Here is an 18,109-nt window from a genome sequence, read left to right as displayed (position 1 = left end):
ATTAAAGCTGCTTTTTTTGATCAAAAAAATTATATTATTAAACATAGGAATAATAAAAAGGAAGTTAAATGTCAGATACTCATGCTGATTTGTTAGTTTCAAATAATGCCTCAAAAACAAAGCTAGAAAACCTCTCTCCTGTTACTGTGGCAGAACGAATAGATGCCATGGATATTCTTCGTGGATTAGCCCTGGTTGGCATCTTATTGATGAATATTGAGTGGTTTAATCGCGCATTATCCAATTTAGGCTTTCAAGATACTAACTTAACCGGGTTAGATCATGCCGTAGGTTGGCTAATTCGATGCTTTGTTGAAGGTAAATTTTATAAGCTCTTTGCTTTGCTTTTTGGCATGGGGTTCGCCGTAATGTTAATCAGAGCAAAAGCCGCCAACAGGCCTTTTGGCGCTTGGTTTTCCCGACGCATGCTGGTGTTAATTGTTATCGGTTTATTGCATATGATATTTTTGTGGGGCGGTGATATTTTACATGATTACGGGGTAGCTGGACTCTTATTATTAGGCTGGATTACCCTTTTACAAAAACCAAATCTGCAAAAATACGACAATCCAAAATCTTTTTTTAAGCTCTCTGTTGTTTGGTTAACTGTGCCAATAATACTATCAGTACTCGGCGGCATGGGTTTTGGTTTGCTCAATGACAATAATGATTTAACAAGCCAATGGCAAGAGGAAACTCAAGTATCTCAACGTGTTGAGGCTATTTGGCTAGAAAAAGAGACATTATTACAACAACAATCTGAAGCCTTAGCTGAGGTTGCGGCAACCGAACAACTAATAGCCCCCACAGAAGAAATAGCGCCTGCTAACGCAGAAAAAAATATTACCGATACAGCCTTAGGTACTCTTGCTGATGAAGTAGTCGTTATTAACGATGCAGGTGAAGAAAGTAGCGCCGAGCTTCCTCCAGCCGACTTAATTGAACAACAAGCGCAAGCCATCGTCGAACAGCAAACAGAAATACAGCAAGAGGTAGATGCTGAAATTACGGCATTTACCGCAGATAACTACTGGCAGGCCACTGAGTTTAGATTCAACTTTGCGTTATTTATGTTGATGTTTACTTTGCCTTTTTCGTTAACCGTGCTTTTACCCATATTTATTTTGGGTTATTGGTTAGTCTCCAGTGGCATCATGCAAAACTATCAACAGCATGCTAGCGCATTTAAAGTTATGGCCTATGTTGGTTTAGGGTTAGGCTGTGTGCTTGAAGTAGGAGGATTATTGGTTGTTCAACATCCGGTATCTAATCAAATAGTGCTATTACAAACTGTTGGCGAAGCATTGTTTTATATTGGTCAATTTGTCATGGCGGCAGGATACTTTGGCTTAATTATGCGCTTACTCTGCCATGTTAAATGGCAAAAAATCTTAGCAATATTTACACCGATGGGCAGAATGGCACTAAGTAATTACCTTATGCATTCTGTTATTTTAACTACAATATTTTATGGTTATGCTGGCGGCTATTTTGGTGAAATATCACGTGCGCCACAAATGCTGATTGTTTTCGCCATTGTGATTTTCCAATTGCTATTTTCACGCTGGTGGTTAAATAACTATGCATTTGGACCATTAGAATGGTTATGGCGCTGTTTATCTTATAAAAAACTGCAATCAATGCGTATTAAGTAGCTAGGTCAAAATAAGGCCTTTGGTTTAAATTAAGGCCTTATTCTCTGCTTTGTTACTCTGGCGCGTTTAGCATAGCTTCTAATGCCGCAACTTTAGCTTCAAGATCAGTTAATTTTGCTCGCGTTTTAATTAACACCTGAGTTTGTACATCAAACTCTTCACGAGTTACCACGTCAAGCTGTGAAAGTTTTCGTTGTAAAACAACTTTTGTTTTATCTTCCATTTCATGAGCAAAATCTTTAAATCCTGCAGGAATCGAGTCAGTTACTTGCTTTGCAATTTCTTCTATTTTTTTAGCATTAATCATTTGCGGCTTCTTCATTAGTAAACTATTAGGTTATTGTAAGCGCTTTTAATATTAATATCTCCTTTGCTGGTACAAGAAATTACAAGAGTAAACGTAAAGTTGATGTTGTCTTGCTAGAAAAACAGGTAAAATCTACCGCCAAATATTTTATCCACTAATTGAGTTACAACGCAGCAATGAAATTAAACCCAGGTCAAAATGAAGCAAAAAAATATGTTGATGGTCCGTGCCTAGTATTGGCAGGAGCAGGCAGTGGCAAAACTGGGGTTATTTGTCAGAAAATTGCATACTTAATTCAAAATTGTGGTTATAAGGCGAAAAACATCGCCGCGGTAACTTTTACCAATAAAGCCGCACGTGAAATGAAAGAACGTGTGGTTAAAATGATGGATAAGTCGCAAACAAGAGGTTTAACGGTTTGTACGTTTCACTCTTTAGGTTTAGATATTATTAGAAGAGAGCTAAAAACCTTAGGCTACAAACCTGGCTTTACACTTTTTGATGATCAAGACAGTTTGGCGTTATTGAAAGAACTGACCCAAGAGCAACTTGATGGCGATAAAGACTTGCTCAGCAGGCTGCAAATGATGATTTCAAATTGGAAAAATGATTTGCTATTGCCTGATGCAGCCATTAAAAATGCCAGCGATGCCGATAGCCTGCAGTTTGCTGAGTTTTATGCCATGTATCAAAAGCATATGAAAGCCTATAACGCGCTAGATTTTGATGACTTAATTTTGATCCCAACATTATTAATGCGTAATTACCCCGAAGTAAGGGCCCGCTGGCAACAAAAAATTCAATATATGCTGGTTGATGAATACCAAGATACCAATGCCAGCCAATACGAATTAGTAAAACAAATAACGGGCGAAAAAGGTTTATTAACCGTTGTAGGCGACGACGACCAATCGATTTACTCATGGCGTGGCGCTAAACCGCAAAATTTGGTGCTATTAGGTGAAGACTACCCGAACCTTAAGCTAATAAAGCTTGAACAAAATTATCGTTCTAGCGGTCGTATATTAAAATGTGCCAATACGTTAATTGCTAATAATCCACATGTTTATGATAAAGCCTTATTTAGTGAGCTAAATTACGGTGTTGAATTACGCGTTCTACAAACTAAAAATGAAGACCATGAAGTAGAGCGAGTTGTAGGGGAGCTCATTGGTCATCGCTTTTTAAATAAGAGTAAATTTAAAGATTACGCCATATTATACCGGGGTAATCATCAATCACGTTTACTTGAAAAAGCCTTAATGACTAATAGAATACCGTACAAAATTAATGGCGGTACCTCATTTTTTTCACGATCAGAAATAAAAGACATGATGGCGTTTTTAAGGGTGCTAGTGAACCCTGATGACGACAATGCTTTCTTACGTATTGTTAATGTTCCGCGTCGTGAAATTGGCCCAACAACCTTAGAAAAACTAGGCAGTTATGCCAATATGCGTCAAATAAGCATGTTTGCCGCCAGTTTCGAGTTAGGCTTAGAGCAGCACTTAACGGGTCGTGGGCTACAAAGCGTTCAAAGATTTACACGCTGGTTGGTAGAAACAGCTGATCACGCTGAACGAGGAGAAACATCTGAGGTATTACGTACCATGGTGCGTGAAATTAATTACGAAGATTGGCTCTACGACACTTCACCTAGCGCAAAAGCCGCCGAAATGCGCATGAAGAATGTCACCCAATTGTTTAGTTGGGTCACCCAAATGCTAGAAGGTGAAGACGATGAAGAGCCAATGACCTTAGCTCAAGTTGTCACCAGACTGACATTACGGGATATGATGGAACGTAATGAAGATGAGGAAGATACCGACCAAGTGCAATTAATGACACTGCACGCTTCTAAAGGGCTAGAATTCCCTTATGTTTTTCTTATTGGCATGGAAGAAGGTTTATTACCGCATCAAACCAGTATGGATGAAGGTAACGTTGAAGAAGAGCGCCGACTAGCATATGTTGGTATCACTAGGGCTCAGCGCGAATTAATATTTACTTACGCAAGAGAGCGTAGGCAGTTTGGTGAAGTTTCTCGCACTGAAGCAAGTCGATTTTTACATGAATTACCTCAAGATGATTTAAGTTGGGAGCTTACTCAAACAAAACAAAGCGTTGAAAAAAAGCAAGCAGCAGCCAAAATGGGTGTGGCCAACTTACGTGAAATGCTAAAACAAAAAAAATAACGTAAACTATGATTGTTACTATATTATCTATTTGAATTTTAAAATAGATTTCTCTATATTAAGCAGAGAATATAGCGCAGAGTTTGTCAGAAAATTGTCGATTTATTAGGGATATACAATGACACAACGTTCAACAGCAGAAAAAATGCTACTGATATTAAGTGCATTTGCCTTTCTAACGATTTTACCATTCGTGTATTTCAGGTGGAGCGAAGGTGATAGGGTCATGGCTGCAATTGATGCATCAATTGTGGTTGTTACGGCTACATTTTTTATTTTTGTTTTCAAAACACGCAAAGTAAAAACGGCTAAGCTCATCTTATCAAGCTTTTTCTCTATTGCTATTGTCACCATTGTTGCAATTAGAGGGCAATCACATCTGTTTTGGCTATATCCCTGTATGATCGCTTTCTATTATATATTACCTGCTAGACCCGCAGGTTTAATTTGTTTCCTAGCTATTATGCTCATTGCTACAATAATTTTCCCAGAAACCAGTATGTTAGAGTTTTTAACTATAATTAGTACATTATTTTTAACCGCAATATTTTCTTATGTTATTTTTAGTAATTATAATAAAACAAATAGAAAATTAGCGTTATTAGCCAGTATCGACCCATTAACTTCTTCTGGAAATCGCCGAGCTTTAGATTTAAAGCTTGAAAAAATCCTTTCAGATCAAAAGCGTGAATCTTCCAAAGTTTCATTGTTATTATTAGATTTAGATCACTTTAAAAAAATTAATGATAGTTATGGTCATGCAAATGGCGATATCGTACTGGTTGAGCTAGTAGAACTCATTCAAAAACATACCCGTTCTCTTGATGACCTTTATCGCTATGGTGGTGAAGAGTTTATTATTTTACCTTTGAAGGTTGATTTATTAGAAGCTAAACAAATTGCTGAGAAATTACGTGCAATAATCGAAAAATCTACTTTTGCCAGTAAGATTTCTGCCACGGTTTCAATTGGTGTTGCTCAATATCGAGCAGGTGAAACTGCTGAAGCATGGATTAGTCGCGCCGATGCTGCCCTTTATGTTGCTAAAGATAGCGGACGTAATCGCGTGGTGGCTGAATCAGAGCTAAATAAAGAAAACGATCACAGCTAAACCAATGAGAAGAAATGAAACTGAGTAAAAGCTTAGCTTCATTTATATTGAACCTTACTCTTTTATCATTAAAACCGCTTGTCTCTTTTGTAAATGTAAGCCATTAAAAAACTTTAATAAAGTCTCATCGGTACAGGTGCGATAGTGCTTATGATCTGTCTTTCTAAAAAACGCACTAAGCTCATGCTTACTCAAGGTGAGTTCAGCTGTATCAAGTAAAGCAATAATGTCTTCTGCTTTCAAAGCGAGTGCTATTTTTACTTTATTAAAGACGATATTGTTATTTATTGACTGATTTAACTGCGCTTGTACACCTTCTTTTGCTCCGCGGTTTTCGATAATTAAACCATCAAGGAAGCTAGCTAGCTGATTATCTGCAATGCGAGCAAAGCTTGGCTCACCATTCTTACGGAAGAAGTTGTCAATGTCTTCATCGGTTTTTGGGCACTGCGCCTGTTGAAAAATAGTCGCTATTTTTTCATTGCTCAGCGTAAAGATATAACGAATGTGATGTAAAACTTCGTTGTTGGTCATGGTTATTCCTGTTTAATTGTTCTATTTTTTACTACTGAACAGTAACGCTAAATATTAATTTCAGCGCTAAAATAGTGAAAGTTCACTTTATCAAGTAAAGCTAATGGTTAAGCAAATAGCGAGCGTGGCAATAATAACCAACTTTGTCATTTGCTTACTGTGTTGTTGCTGCTGCAATTGCATCTGTTGCATCGACTTTAACTGCAGCCGTTGTGCTTCGCGATTAGTTTTTAAGTAATCGTAGACTAAATCGGGAATTTCAGGCAGTTTTTCATTCCAAAATGGTAAATTGTCTTTTACCTTTTTATATACTGCTTTAATACCCATTTGCTCTTTCACCCAGTTCTCTAGAAATGGCTTCGCTGTTTGCCAAAGATCTAACGCTGGATAAAGCTGACGGCCTAAGCCCTCAATATAGAGTAGTGTTTTTTGTAGCAATACTAACTGGGGTTGTACTTCCATATTAAAACGGCGTGCGGTATTAAAAAGGTTAACTAGCACCTGCCCAAATGATATTTCCGACAACGGTTTATTAAATATTGGCTCGCAAACCGTGCGAATGGCAAACTCAAATTCATCAACACTGGTATCACTCGGCACCCAGCCTGAGTCAACATGCAACTGCGCGACTTTGCGATAATCGCGATTAAAAAAAGCGACAAAGTTCTCGGCTAAATAACGTTTATCTTCACGATTTAAGGTGCCAACAATGCCGTAATCTATAGCAATCCAAGTAGGATCTGCTGGCTTAGTGGCGTTAACAAAAACATTGCCTGGGTGCATGTCAGCGTGAAAAAAACTATCACGAAATACTTGAGTAAAAAAGACTTCTACGCCACGTTCGGCAAGTAACTTCATATCGACATTATTGGCTTGTAATGTCTCAATTTCACCGACACCGATACCGTAAATTCGCTCCATAACCATAACGTTTTTCGAACAGTATTCGCTATACACCTCTGGCACGTATAGCACTTTATCACTGTCTCGCCCTTGACTAAAGTTACGCTTTAATTGCATAGCATTAGCGGCTTCACGATTTAAATCTAGTTCTTCTAAAATGGTTTTTTCATATTCAGCAACCACTTCAACTGGTCGTAAACGCTTACCATCAGGCAACCATCGAGCAACTATTTTGGCGAAAGAAGACATAACGTTTATGTCGGCTAATATAGTTTTGGCAATATTAGGTCGTAAAACTTTCAAAACAACGTTTTTATCGCCATCGTCGTGCATCATAGTGGCAGTATGCACTTGCGCAATTGAAGCTGATGCTAAAGGAGCGCGATCAAAGTCTTTAAAATATGTTTGAAAAGTTTCAACACCCATTGCCGCAATAACGATGCGTTCGGCTTCTTCACCGGCAAATGCAGGCACTTTATCTTGTAATAACGTTAGTTCATTGGCGAAGTCGTCAGGTAGCAAATCTCGACGAGTAGAGAGCATTTGACCAAACTTAACAAATACTGGCCCTAATGACTCAATTGCGAGTCTAAACCGTTGTGCTTTAGGTTTATCGCGATGTTTATTTCGCAGCCAAAATAAAGACTTGCGAGCTATTTTTATATACCACGGTAAATATTTTTTCGGTAACAGCTCATCAAGCCCATACTGAAGAAATGTTTTTACTATTTTGTATAAACGTTTACTACTCACTACATACCCTTATGAACTTGCATTGAAGCGATTTATTAAGTTTTCGATACGTTGGCTTAACTTTGGTAACTGCTGTTCAATAACATCTACATCATGGCTAAAAGATGATAATTCAGTTGATGTTACTATTAAACGCTTTTCATGAACGAGCCATTCGCTAGCATCAGCTTGAATTTGTTGGCTTGCAAAGTTTAACTTATCAACTATTTTTCGCCCTAACTGGCCCAGTTTGTAAGCTGGAATATCGCCAATTCTTTTAGCTAGTTCACTCTGCCAATCAATATCAAGTGATTGAGCAATATCGGCGAAGCGCTGCGCAACTTTTAAATCGCCTTGAATATCGAGTTTATCATTTCTTATTAAGTCAGTAAGTTGTTGTTCTTTTTGCAATTCAATCAAGGTACTAACACTGGTAACAAGGCAACAGTCGTAGTGTGCTTCGCTCGTGCTAACATGTACTTTTTCATTGTTAACAGTAAAACTTAAGGGAAATGGTAATTCACCAAGCTTCACGGTCAGTGTTTTTTCAGATAAAGGTTTTAATGCGCGTGTACCATGTAAGTTGTAGCGCAAAAACTGCTCAATCAACTTTTCCAAGATGGCACTTAAGGCCTGGGCAAACATAAGTTGCTGACTCATAGTCTGAGGCATAAGGTTAAAATTTATAACCTTTGTGCAAGGCAACAACACCGCCTGTTAAGTTCTTAAAGCTGGTTTGCTCAAAACCTGCATTATCCATCATAGATTTTAGGGTTTCTTGATCTGGGTGCATACGAATTGATTCAGCTAAATACTGGTAACTATCGCCGTCTTTAGCCACTAACTCACCCATTTTAGGCAAGATATTAAACGAGTAAAAATCGTACGCTTTATTGACTAGTTCATGTTCAGGTTTTGAAAACTCTAATACCAATAGTCGACCACCAGGCTTAAGCACACGATACATAGAGCGTAATGCCATGTCTTTATCGGTAACGTTGCGTAAACCAAAGGCTATTGTGATCACGTCAAAGGTATTATCTTCAAACGGTAAGTATTGAGCATTGGCTTGTACGTACTCAATGTTTTGTACTAAACCACGATCGCGAAGTTTGTCGCGACCTACATTGAGCATTGAGCTGTTAATGTCGGCTAATATTACCTTTCCTTCACGACCCACAAGTTGAGAGAATTTAGCGGTTAAGTCACCCGTACCACCGGCTAAATCTAATACTTTGTTACCCGGACGTACGCCACTGGCGTCAATGGTAAAACGTTTCCATAAGCGATGAATACCAAATGACATCAGATCATTCATTACATCATATTGCTGTGCAACAGAATGAAATACGCTGGCAACTTTCGACTCTTTTTCATTTTTTTCGACCGTTTGGAAACCAAAGTGAGTAGTGGCTTCTTCGCTGTTGTCGTTATGAGTAGGATGATTTTGATCGTGTGAAGACATCATGGTTTCGCTATAAACTAAAGTTACTGCTAGTTTACCGCATTTTTTTAGAATTATTAACACTTCAAATCAAGGTGACAGATATTTATGGCAAATGCATTAGTTAGGTAACTTTTAAAGCCGATAATGGCTTTAACAAAAGCGCGAATTTATTAATATTTATTTGAACACAACTTTCTTTAAACCATAATTCTTGAGGTATTTAACTAATAAACTTACCGTTGCAGTTAGGCATTTGAATATCTCTCTCGATTGGCTAACCAACGATCGATTAAAGCGTTGGCTTTGTCAGGATACTGTCGCCATATCAGGTGCGCTTGTTGCTGAACTTCTGGGATTAAGTGAGCGTCTCGCTGTAAATCTGCTATTCTCAAATCGGCTAAACCGGTTTGTTTAGTGCCTAATAGCTCACCAGGGCCTCGAATTTCTAAATCTTTTTGTGCAATAACAAAACCATCGTTACTTTCTCTAAGTACTTTTAATCGTTTAGTCGCTGTTTTCGTCAGCGGTGCTTTGTACATTAATACACAATGGGACGCTACTGAACCGCGACCAACACGACCACGTAGTTGATGGAGCTGCGCTAAACCTAAACGCTCAGGGTTTTCAATCACCATTAAGCTTGCATTAGGCACATCAACACCCACTTCAATTACCGTTGTAGCAACCAGTACGTTAAGTTCGCCAACTTTAAATTGCTCCATTACGGCTTGTTTTTCGTCGGCTTTCATTCGGCCATGCACCAAGCCAATTTTCAAATCAGATAATTGTGCCTGTAAATACACTGCGGTATCTTCAGCAGCTTGACATTGTAGGGCCTCCGACTCTTCAATTAAGGTACAAACCCAATAAGCTTGTCGATTATCGTTTGTGCAACCTTGACGAATACGTTCAATTACATCGTCACGGCGACTATCAGGTAATGCTACTGTGGTGATCGGTGTTCGGCCAGGTGGCAGTTCATCAATAACTGAGGTGTCTAAATCAGCATAAGCCGTCATTGCCAGCGTACGTGGAATAGGAGTTGCCGTCATAATTAATTGATGCGGGTAATTACCTTGCCAAGCGCCTTTTTCACGTAATGATAAACGCTGATGCACACCAAATTTATGTTGCTCATCAATAATAATTAAGCCGAGTTTGTTAAATATCACTTGTTCTTGAAATAAAGCATGAGTGCCAATAACCATTTGCATATTACCGTTTTCAATATGCTCTAAGGCGCTGCGCCTAGCTTTTGCTTTGGTTTTTCCGACCAGCCAACCGACCGTAATATTGAGCGGTTCAAACCATTTTTTAAAATTAATGGCATGCTGTTCAGCTAATATTTCAGTTGGTGCCATTAAAGCAACTTGAAAACCTTGGCCAATGGCAGTGAGTGCGGCTAATGCAGCCACTAAAGTTTTTCCTGAGCCTACGTCACCTTGTACCAAGCGCATCATAGGCAAAGGCTTGAGTAGATCGGTTCGTATTTCTGCTGTGACACGTGCTTGAGCGCCCGTAGGTGAAAAGGGTAATGATGCTAAAAAGTTTTTTTCCAGTGCTGTATCAATTGCTAACACAACCGCGGGGTGATGATCACTAGCCGCTCTTAACTTCAACATACTCAGGTTATGAGCTAGAAGCTCTTCTTTAATTAGTTTCAGCTGCGCCGGATGTTTACCTTCTTCCATTAACTCCACAGAAGTATCAGGTGGTGGACGATGAATTAAGGCTAACGCAGACGCTAAACTATATCGTTGATGGTTAATTTCTTCAGGCAGTAATTCTTCAACATGGCCGCGCTTTAAGCGAATTAACGCTTGTTCGGTTAAATTTCGCAGCGATATTTGTCGCAATCCATCAGTTGTTGAGTAAACGGGGGTTAGGGTTTCTTCAACAGGGGTTAATGGTTGGTCTTGATCGAGCGCTTTATATTCTGGGTGCACCATTTCAAAGCCGCGCATTCCACGATTAACTTCACCGTAGCAGCGAATATTTAACCCAACTGCCAAGCTATTTTTTTGGCTGGCTGAAAAATGAAAAAAACGTAAATTAATGCTACCTGTACCATCATTAATGGTTACTAGCATCATTCTACGTTTGCCTTGAATTATTTCGTTCTGTGTAACTTCACCAATAATATTGGTGAATAAACCGGGTATGAGATCACGAACAGCAGTAACTCGGGTGCGGTCTTCGTAGCGAAGCGGTAAATGAAAAAGTAAGTCTTGTAACGACACTAAACCTACTTTTTCGAGTTTCGCTGCCATACCAGGGCCAACACCTTTTAACGTTGTAACGGGTATTTGGGCTAAATTAGATAACGCTTCGATTTGGCGAGACACCGCAGACTCCCTTGCTGTAGGTTTATTGGTTATTCGTCGTCGATTTTCTTCCACGCATCTTGAGTCATTTGCATTTGCTGCCACCACTGCTCTGAGGCAACAATCTGTCCGTCTTCATCAATCTCTGGATATGGTAGGCCTTTACGCTGACAAGCAGTGGCAAAAATAGGGTGCCCACCTTCAAATAATATCCGTTGACGGCGTTCGTGGCTTATTCTAGGTTGTTGATATAAACCTGCTGCTTGACGCTGTCGCTGCGCTTCATATAACACCACAGAACAGGCAACTGAAACATTTAATGACTGCACCATGCCAACCATAGGTATAACAATATCTTGGTCAGCCATTTCTAGTGCTTTAGCAGAAGCGCCAAACTTTTCTTGCCCTAAAATAATAGCGGTAGGTTTGGTATAGTCAATTTCTCGAAAGTCGACCGCTGTATCTGATAAGTTAGTGACCAATACCTGCATGCCTTGATTTTTTAATTCAGTGATTGCATCTTCAGTATTACTGTAGTCGTGCACATCTATCCAATTTTGACTACCCGCAGCACTTCCGCCCGAAAGGCGCATGGTTTCATTTTTCCATACGGCATGTACATCACTAATACCTATAGCGTCAGCTGTTCGAACAACTGCGGCTAAGTTATGAGTTTTATGCACGCCTTCCATACAAACGGTTAAGTCGGGTTGGCGTTGATCTAGCATGCTGTTAATTCTTTGTAGTCTATCTGGTGTCATATACGTGTTCTAAAGTTGGTTATTTATTAATATATCTTTATCGAATTTATCGTTTACATGAAGCGATGTTTATTAACTGTAGTTAGGTAATTCCATAATACCGTCAATTTCAATAGCAACATCTTTTGGTAACCGAGCTACTTGCACCGCTGCGCGTGCAGGGTAAGGTTGTGAAAAATACTGACTCATAATTTCATTAACGGTCGCGAAATTAGCAAGATCTTGTAAAAATATATTCACTTTTACCAGATCATTAATATTGCCACCTGCCGCTTCACATACCGCTACAATATTTTTGAAAACTTGTTGTGTTTGCTCAGCAAAATCTTCAGAAACAATTTCCATCGTTTCAGGCACTAATGGAATTTGTCCTGAAAGATAAACGGTATTATTTACCTTAACTGCTTGGCTGTATGTCCCAATTGCACTAGGTGCATTATCTGTATTAATAATTGTTTTCATAATTTTCCTAAATCTATTTATTACGCACAACGCGTTGAACGTCGCCCATAACTTTAATTTTTCTGATGATGTCGGCAAGATGAACCCTGTTCCGACAAGTAATTTCTATATCGATAAGATACAAGCCTGACTCTTTTTCACCTGAATTAAGTGAATGAACATTTGAGCCACAGCGAGCGACCACATTGGTTAATGCTGCCAATGCACCTTTATGGTTAAGAATTTCAATACGTAATTTGGCAATAAAATCTCGATCAATATCGGTATCCCATCGCACAGGGAATAAACTGCCTTGCTCATGACCTTTGTTATTACGACAGCCATGTTGGTGCACCATTAAACCTTTTCCTGGGCTTAGGTAGGCCAATATTGAATCGCCAGGAATAGGGCGACAACATTTACCATAGCTAACCATCATGCCTTCGGTGCCTTTAATTGGCATTTTATTTTTAGTTGTTGCTGGTTTAAGCAGATCAGACTCTTCGGTAAACTCGTCTTTCAAACGTTTAGCAATACCTATGCTTAAGGCATTACCCAAACCTATGTTTATCAGTAACTCTTCAGTATTGCTATTACCGGTATCTTTAACAACTTGTGTTAGCTTTTCTTGGGCAATATCTTCTAGTTTGGTGGCACCAAGTGCGTGGCTCAGCAGTCTACGACCTAACGCCAAAGACTCTGTTTTTTCTTGCGATCGCAGATAAGTACGAATTTGCAAACGGGCTTTAGCGGTAACCACAAAGTTAAGCCAAGTGGCGTTTGGCCTAGCAGCTGTAGAGGTAACAACTTCAATGGTTTGGCCTGAATCTAATGGTTTACTCAATGGAAAAGGTTTACGTTCAACTTTCACGCCTACACATGAATTACCAACATCAGTATGAACAGCATAGGCAAAATCGACCGCGGTTGCGCCCATTGGTAATTCAACAATGCGACCATCAGGGGTAAAAACATAAATTTCTTCGGGAAATAAATCCGATTTTACATTTTCGATAAATTCAAACGAACTGCCGGCACTTTGCTGTAGCTCTAATAAACTTTGCATCCATCGTCGTGCTTTCATCTGTGCAGTGGTGCCAGTATCTTCGCCGTCTTGCTTATATAACCAATGCGCCGCAACACCTTTATCTGCCATTTGATCCATATCGTTGGTACGAATTTGTATCTCAACCGGAATACCATGCGGACCAATTAAAGAGGTATGTAATGACTGATAACCGTTAGTTTTTGGAATGGCAATATAGTCTTTAAACCTAGACTCGATAGGCTTAAATAAATTGTGGGCTGCGCCTAAAGCACGATAACAGTCGTCAATTTTATCACCAACAATAATTCTGAAGGCATAAATATCCATGACTTCATTAAACATAAGTTCTTTATTGCGCATTTTGCGATAAATTGAATAGAGGTGTTTTTCTCGGCCAATAACTTGCGCTTTAATACCGTTTTCCGCTAAGCGGCTGGTCACTTCTTGTTGAATATTATTGATAATTTCTTTGCGGTTACCACGAGCTTGCTTAACAGCTGACTTTAAGGCGCGTGCGCGCATAGGATATAATGCTTCAAAACCTAAAACTTCTAATTCATTTTTTACATCGTGAATGCCCAGACGATTAGCAATTGGGGCATAAATTTCTAATGTTTCTCGGGCAATACGACGACGTTTATCAGGTCGTAAAGAGCCTAGTGTACGCATGTTATGCGTGCGGTCAGCGAGTTTAATCAAAATAACGCGTATGTCTTGCACCATGGCTAAGATCATTTTACGGAAGTTTTCCGCCTGCATTTCTTCTTTATTATCAAACTTTAGCTTGTCTAGTTTACTAACACCTTCAACCAATTCAGCAACCGTATGACCAAAAAGCTCTGAAAGTTGGTCTTTGGTTACCGGAGTGTCTTCAATTACGTCGTGCAGTAATGCTGCCATTAGCGTTTCGTGATCTAGGTGCATTTTGGCGAGATTCAGCGCAACGGCCACAGGGTGGGTTATATATGGCTCACCACTAGAACGCATTTGGCCATCGTGGGCCTCGCGCGCAACAATATAGGCCTGCTTTAGCAGGTCAATTTGTACTTTCGATAAATAACTTGATACATGTTCTTTTAGTGGTTCAAAAAGGTACACCCAATAATTCCCTGATGATTGCTGACGCTGTGATTAGTTTAGAATACGATTATTTTACCGCTATGCCAATATTTATGCCATTTTGATTAATTATGCGAACTACTTTTTCATTTTAAACATTAAAAAAGTAGCTAATTAACTTAATTAGAAGCACATTTGCACGAATTTCTCTCATGAATCATGAGCAGATAATAAAAAACGCGTAAATCACAGTGATGTAATTTACGCGTTTTGAATGTTGCTACTAACGTTAAACGTTAGAAATAATTATTGGTTACCACCAACAATTGCTGCAACAGCATCTAATTCAGCAGCGTCTTGTTGTACTTGCTCATGCTTATCTGAAACGTCCATTACTTCAGTAGTAATAAGGCCAGCTTCGATTTCACGTAAAGCAATTACTGTTGGTTTGTCATTTTCAACTTCAACCAATGGATCTTTACCGCCCGTAGCAATTTGACGAGCACGACGAGATGCAATTAACACCAAGTCAAAACGATTACCGACTTTTTCTACGGCATCTTCAACAGTTACGCGAGCCATTTGGTCTCTCCAACAATTAAATTCATAAAATAGTCGCGTAGTTTACTTGATCTACACGCATGTAAGCAAGCGTTCTACGCTAATAATTCATCAAATAAAGCTTGATGCTCGCTCGCTTGTTGGCTGCGTTTTAAGCGTTGGTTGTTCACTACTGTGGTTAAATCAGCTAATGCCTGCTCGAAATCATCGTTAACAATAATATAATCGAACTCTTGATAGTGTGAACATTGTGCTTGTGCTTCACTCATTCTTGCTTGAATAACTTCTTCACTGTCTTGGCCCCGGCCACGTAAACGGTTTTCTAACTCTTGTTTTGAAGGCGGACTAATAAATATTGTTGTTACGTCAGGCTTTTTCATTCTAACTTGTTGAGCACCTTGCCAGTCAATATCAAGAAATACGTCGATACCTTGTGCAAGTTGTTGATCTATTGCGACTTCACTTGTGCCGTAAAAATTTCCAAATACTTCAGCGTATTCATAAAAGTGCTTATCAGCAATTGACTGCTTGAATTTAGTTACACTAACAAAATGGTAGTGCTGGCCGTCAACTTCACCAGGGCGCGCATTACGTGTAGTATGTGAAACAGATACTTGCATAGGTCGCGATGATGCTTGCTTGAGTAAGGCGGAAATTAAACTCGATTTCCCTGCACCACTTGGCGCAGACAGAATGAAAAGGTTGCCTTTGGTTGTCACAATTTATCCTTTGTAGCTGAATTAATAGCAGCTTATGGTAGTGCCAATAATGTTATTGCATAGAACGCAATGTAACTTGGCATAGTCAAAATTTATTGTCGCGCACTATACCTAAAAGTTCGCCTATTTCCCATAATTTTGCTTTGAATAATTTGTTGATTCTTTTTTTAAACTAAGAAACTTTAGCGCGTAATTCAACATTATTACCGGCAATATCGGTTAAATACAACGAACGACCCATACCTTCTGCCCCATATCTTTCTTCAAAATCACCAACTTCAACCCCTTTACTGGTGAGGAAGTTTTTTAAAGCAGTTTCATCAAACGCGGCTATTTGTAAGCAGAAGTGATCAACATTATTACCGGTAGTTTTGGGTGCTTCACCGCCAACTTTTCCTAACGTTGAATTTACCTTCACTATATCTATTAATGAACTGCCGGCTCGCAGTTGCGTTAAACCTATATCGTCGGGTAATACTCGCTCGACAACACAACCTAATACGTCACAATAAAAGTCAATAAGTGCTTGGTATTTGGTAGTGCGCAAAACGATATGATCTAGCGCAATAGGTTTAATCATAAATAATCCTTAACTAACATAAAGTTTCTCAGCTAACTATGAGCTTAACTTTATAGTATAGCGTGCTCAAATTTCGCAGCATAACAAAGTAACATGAAAACGGGTTATCAACGTGTCGATGTTTAATTTTTTGCACACATTATTGGTACATTAACTTAAGCTGCTTTTGCAGGGCTTGTAGATATTGAAGGTAGAAAGAGTGTTAGGAGTATTTACTTAACAGAAGTAAAAACTCCATGTATGAGTGCATACATGGAGTTTATAGCGTTAGCTTATAGCACTTTTGCGATTGATTGTGCTAAGTAATCAACGTTGCGGTTAGCAATACCGGCAATGCTCATACGGCTTGAACCTACCATGTAAATGCTGTATTCATCTTGCAGTTGTTGTACTTGCTCAGGCGTTATACCTAAGAAAGAAAACATACCTTTTTGACGAGGAATAAAGCTAAAGTCGCGTGTTACGCCGTTTTCAACAAGCTTATCAACCAATAATTGACGATTGCCATTAATGCGATCACGCATTTCTTTAAGCTCCCTGTGCCATTGCGCACGTAGCTCGTCAGAATGCAGAATAGTTTCCACTAATGCCGCACCATGTGCTGGTGGCATTGAATAAATACAACGAATTACACTAAGCAATACAGAGTTTGCAATATCAGCGCTGTGCGAGGTTTCACCAATAATAGTACAAGCGCCAATACGCTCACGGTATAAACCAAAGTTTTTAGAGCATGAACTACAAACGATCATTTCTTTTACGCTATCAGCCATTAACCTAAGGCCGTAAGCATCTTCATCTAAACCTTCACCAAAACCTTGGTAAGCCATATCAATTAATGGTAAAAAGCCAATGTCTTTAGCAACTTCAGCAACTTGTTGCCATTGTTCATTGGTTAAATCCATACCACTTGGGTTATGACAACAAGCATGAAGCAATACGGTATCATCAGCTTTAACTTCTTTTAAAGCCGCTAACATGCCATCGAAATCAAGGGTTTTGTTTTCATAATCATAATAAGGATACGTTTTTACATTTAATCCTGCGGCTTCAAATACACCGGTATGGTTTGCCCAAGTAGGATTACTTACCCAAATAGTTGCGCCAGCTTTACATGAATTAATAAACTCAGCCGCTACTCGTAACGCCCCTGTACCACCAGGTGTAGAAACCGTTCGCGCACGATTTTCAAGCAACACTTTATGATGACCGAATACTAACTTAGCCATTTCTTCGTTAAAAAGTGATGAGCCTGTTGGGCCAATATAAACTTTGGTATCTTCAGTATCGAGTCGATGTTTTTCAGCGGCTTTTACACACTTTAAAACTTCTGTATGACCCGCTTCATTTTTATAGACACCAACACCTAAGTCGATTTTATTCGGATTAGAGTCTTCACGATATTTAGCCAACAAGCCTAAAATAGGATCGGCAGGCAACGCCGTTAAGCTACCAAACATTTTTGGGTTTACCTTTTACGAAGAGAGGGCTTGAGCGATTAAACTCCAGGCTTGGAGTCGCTACATTTAACCCTGTGATTAAAGCCTAAGCATAACGGCTATCAGGCTAAAATTAAAGCACAAAAATTAAAATATTCTCGACTAAATAGCCTAAAAAGATCTAGCTGATAACCCAGTGTTATAGCGAAACAATTCTGCTTTAAATTTCACTCAGATATTGTACCTAAATGAGCGAGTGTTCAATCTGGCTGTAAAGATATTGCTAATCAATA

General features: G+C 39.1%; 16 protein-coding genes. 3 read left to right on the top strand and 13 right to left on the bottom strand.

All coding sequences use genetic code 11. The features are described from left to right. Window positions 1-68: 68 nt before the first annotated feature. Entirely contained in the window at window positions 69-1,655 is a 1,587-nt protein-coding gene (locus AC27H3_RS07945; RefSeq protein WP_487105139.1) for a DUF418 domain-containing protein, read from the top strand. Between the two features lie 52 nt (window positions 1,656-1,707). Here AC27H3_RS07945 and ubiK read toward each other — a convergent pair whose 3' ends face one another. Further along, on the bottom strand, window positions 1,708-1,962 hold the full coding sequence (ubiK, locus tag AC27H3_RS07940; protein WP_487105137.1) for a ubiquinone biosynthesis accessory factor UbiK: 255 nt from the start codon (window positions 1,960-1,962) through the stop codon (window positions 1,708-1,710). A 176-nt stretch (window positions 1,963-2,138) separates the two neighbouring features. On the opposite strand from ubiK, the gene rep reads away from it, so the two are divergent. Continuing rightward, a complete protein-coding gene (gene rep, locus AC27H3_RS07935; protein WP_487105135.1) occupies window positions 2,139-4,157 on the top strand; it encodes a DNA helicase Rep in 2,019 nt (672 codons plus the stop codon). Between the two features lie 118 nt (window positions 4,158-4,275). Further along, complete coding sequence (locus tag AC27H3_RS07930; RefSeq protein WP_487105133.1) at window positions 4,276-5,268, top strand: GGDEF domain-containing protein; 993 nt, start codon at window positions 4,276-4,278, stop codon at window positions 5,266-5,268. Between the two features lie 54 nt (window positions 5,269-5,322). Here AC27H3_RS07930 and AC27H3_RS07925 read toward each other — a convergent pair whose 3' ends face one another. The 12 genes from AC27H3_RS07925 to AC27H3_RS07870 form a co-directional block, all read right to left on the bottom strand. Beyond that, window positions 5,323-5,802: a YehS family protein gene (locus tag AC27H3_RS07925; protein ID WP_487105131.1), complete on the bottom strand. Its 480-nt coding sequence runs from the start codon at window positions 5,800-5,802 to the stop codon at window positions 5,323-5,325. Window positions 5,803-5,892: 90 nt separating this feature from the next. After that, window positions 5,893-7,458 (bottom strand): ubiquinone biosynthesis regulatory protein kinase UbiB, encoded by a 1,566-nt coding sequence (ubiB, locus tag AC27H3_RS07920; RefSeq protein WP_487105129.1) that lies wholly within the window; start codon window positions 7,456-7,458, stop codon window positions 5,893-5,895. A gap of 9 nt (window positions 7,459-7,467) precedes the next feature. Beyond that, a complete protein-coding gene (locus tag AC27H3_RS07915; RefSeq protein WP_487105127.1) occupies window positions 7,468-8,097 on the bottom strand; it encodes a ubiquinone biosynthesis accessory factor UbiJ in 630 nt (209 codons plus the stop codon). Between the two features lie 16 nt (window positions 8,098-8,113). Continuing rightward, window positions 8,114-8,902: a bifunctional demethylmenaquinone methyltransferase/2-methoxy-6-polyprenyl-1,4-benzoquinol methylase UbiE gene (gene ubiE / locus AC27H3_RS07910; protein WP_085300820.1), complete on the bottom strand. Its 789-nt coding sequence runs from the start codon at window positions 8,900-8,902 to the stop codon at window positions 8,114-8,116. Between the two features lie 227 nt (window positions 8,903-9,129). Continuing rightward, a complete protein-coding gene (gene recG / locus AC27H3_RS07905) occupies window positions 9,130-11,262 on the bottom strand; it encodes an ATP-dependent DNA helicase RecG (protein WP_487105378.1) in 2,133 nt (710 codons plus the stop codon). Then, window positions 11,259-11,969 (bottom strand): tRNA (guanosine(18)-2'-O)-methyltransferase TrmH, encoded by a 711-nt coding sequence (gene trmH / locus AC27H3_RS07900; protein WP_085300819.1) that lies wholly within the window; start codon window positions 11,967-11,969, stop codon window positions 11,259-11,261. Before trmH ends, recG begins: the two co-directional genes overlap by 4 nt. A 72-nt stretch (window positions 11,970-12,041) precedes the next feature. Next, window positions 12,042-12,431, bottom strand: coding sequence for a RidA family protein (locus tag AC27H3_RS07895; RefSeq protein ID WP_487105125.1), 390 nt, complete (start codon window positions 12,429-12,431; stop codon window positions 12,042-12,044). A 13-nt stretch (window positions 12,432-12,444) separates the two neighbouring features. Then, the gene (gene spoT, locus AC27H3_RS07890) at window positions 12,445-14,556 is read right to left on the bottom strand and encodes a bifunctional GTP diphosphokinase/guanosine-3',5'-bis pyrophosphate 3'-pyrophosphohydrolase (RefSeq protein WP_487105123.1); all 2,112 of its coding nucleotides are present in this window, start codon (window positions 14,554-14,556) and stop codon (window positions 12,445-12,447) included. 267 nt (window positions 14,557-14,823) lie between these two features. Beyond that, the gene (gene rpoZ, locus AC27H3_RS07885; protein WP_085300816.1) at window positions 14,824-15,099 is read right to left on the bottom strand and encodes a DNA-directed RNA polymerase subunit omega; all 276 of its coding nucleotides are present in this window, start codon (window positions 15,097-15,099) and stop codon (window positions 14,824-14,826) included. A 74-nt stretch (window positions 15,100-15,173) separates the two neighbouring features. Further along, window positions 15,174-15,797: a guanylate kinase gene (gene gmk, locus AC27H3_RS07880; protein WP_085300815.1), complete on the bottom strand. Its 624-nt coding sequence runs from the start codon at window positions 15,795-15,797 to the stop codon at window positions 15,174-15,176. A 172-nt stretch (window positions 15,798-15,969) separates the two neighbouring features. Beyond that, complete coding sequence (locus AC27H3_RS07875; protein ID WP_487105120.1) at window positions 15,970-16,377, bottom strand: VOC family protein; 408 nt, start codon at window positions 16,375-16,377, stop codon at window positions 15,970-15,972. 272 nt (window positions 16,378-16,649) lie between these two features. After that, window positions 16,650-17,837 (bottom strand): amino acid aminotransferase, encoded by a 1,188-nt coding sequence (locus AC27H3_RS07870; RefSeq protein ID WP_487105118.1) that lies wholly within the window; start codon window positions 17,835-17,837, stop codon window positions 16,650-16,652. Between the last annotated feature and the right edge of the window lie 272 nt (window positions 17,838-18,109).

The organism is Colwellia sp. NW0002-52-1 (assembly GCF_057550865.1).
The sequence above is the reverse complement of the archived record's forward strand: the minus strand, read 5'-3'. Positions and strand labels throughout refer to the sequence as shown.

Bases quoted from the DNA above. Each gene is read 5' to 3' on its own strand.
- AC27H3_RS07945 (WP_487105139.1), top strand. From the start codon at position 69: ATGTCAGATACTCATGCTGATTTGTTAGTTTCAAATAATGCCTCAAAA.
- ubiK (WP_487105137.1), bottom strand. From the start codon at position 1,962: ATGATTAATGCTAAAAAAATAGAAGAAATTGCAAAGCAAGTAACTGAC.
- rep (WP_487105135.1), top strand. From the start codon at position 2,139: ATGAAATTAAACCCAGGTCAAAATGAAGCAAAAAAATATGTTGATGGT.
- AC27H3_RS07930 (WP_487105133.1), top strand. From the start codon at position 4,276: ATGACACAACGTTCAACAGCAGAAAAAATGCTACTGATATTAAGTGCA.
- AC27H3_RS07925 (WP_487105131.1), bottom strand. From the start codon at position 5,802: ATGACCAACAACGAAGTTTTACATCACATTCGTTATATCTTTACGCTG.
- AC27H3_RS07915 (WP_487105127.1), bottom strand. From the start codon at position 8,097: ATGAGTCAGCAACTTATGTTTGCCCAGGCCTTAAGTGCCATCTTGGAA.
- ubiE (WP_085300820.1), bottom strand. From the start codon at position 8,902: ATGTCTTCACACGATCAAAATCATCCTACTCATAACGACAACAGCGAA.
- trmH (WP_085300819.1), bottom strand. From the start codon at position 11,969: ATGACACCAGATAGACTACAAAGAATTAACAGCATGCTAGATCAACGC.
- AC27H3_RS07895 (WP_487105125.1), bottom strand. From the start codon at position 12,431: ATGAAAACAATTATTAATACAGATAATGCACCTAGTGCAATTGGGACA.
- rpoZ (WP_085300816.1), bottom strand. From the start codon at position 15,099: ATGGCTCGCGTAACTGTTGAAGATGCCGTAGAAAAAGTCGGTAATCGT.
- AC27H3_RS07875 (WP_487105120.1), bottom strand. From the start codon at position 16,377: ATGATTAAACCTATTGCGCTAGATCATATCGTTTTGCGCACTACCAAA.
- AC27H3_RS07870 (WP_487105118.1), bottom strand. From the start codon at position 17,837: ATGTTTGGTAGCTTAACGGCGTTGCCTGCCGATCCTATTTTAGGCTTG.